Raw genomic sequence first — 896 nt, 5'->3', positions numbered from 1 at the left:
GCTATAATTTAATTATGTTAAAAAATATAATGAGCAGTAAAAAACAGACGTTTTCGAAGTCTGATTGGAAGATTTACAACTATTTAATAGACGCAAATAATGATTGACGAAAATCCAGCATTACACAAGTTTCAAAAAAAATTGGTGTGTCAAATGCCGCAATAACACGCTTTTGTCAAAAAATAAATTTTAGTGGATGAAAGGAATGTCAAAATACCTACAAAATGGAAAAAGAAAATTCAAGTTTTTATGAAGGGGTTGAGCAAAGCCTTAATGAAATAATATATTCGTTAAGTAGAACGGATGAACAATTAAATAAAGAATCATTAAAAATTATTGCAAAAAAAATAATTTCCACAAATAGAGTTTTTTTATATGGTGAATCATTTACTATGATCTTGGCAAAATATTTTCAAATGAAATTAAATAAAATTAGTATCAATGCAACTTATGTAAATGTTGCTAGCGAGTCTGGTTCAATCTTACCAAAAGAAAATTCAGTCCATATTATGATTTCTACATCAGGAATGAATCCAAATATAAAGTTTGCTGTTGAAAAATTAAGAACTATTAGTGTAAAAAATCAAACAGTCTATTCAATTGGAGCGAGAAAGTATTGCAATGTGGAAGATGAAGTTAATGAACACGTGAATGGATTATTTTTCCAAGCAAATAATCAAAATCAATTTGAATTACCTTCACTCGCTAATCATGTAATTCAATATATTTTAGACATATTATTTAAATATGTATATGAAGAAAATGAAGAATATAATAATTATTTAATTGAAAGATTCGCAGTTAGAAAGATTCGCTAAATTAAGCCATATTTTTTTATGGTCTTCACATAATATGTGAAGATTGATTAATATTATTTTAAAAAATAGTTAAAGGAA

Annotated in this window: 1 protein-coding gene; it reads left to right on the top strand. The window is 25.8% G+C overall.

All coding sequences use genetic code 4. From position 1 onward, the window contains the following. Nucleotides 1-14: 14 nt before the first annotated feature. The gene (locus tag C4B24_RS04825; RefSeq protein WP_131599647.1) at nt 15-818 is read left to right on the top strand and encodes a MurR/RpiR family transcriptional regulator; all 804 of its coding nucleotides are present in this window, start codon (nt 15-17) and stop codon (nt 816-818) included. The last annotated feature ends 78 nt before the right edge of the window (nt 819-896 follow it).

The organism is Mycoplasma marinum, from assembly GCF_004335975.1.
GTDB lineage: Bacteria > Bacillota_I > Bacilli_A > Mycoplasmatales > Metamycoplasmataceae > Mycoplasma_K > Mycoplasma_K marinum.
Note: the sequence above shows the minus strand (reverse complement) of the source record. Positions and strands in the feature narration are given on the sequence as shown.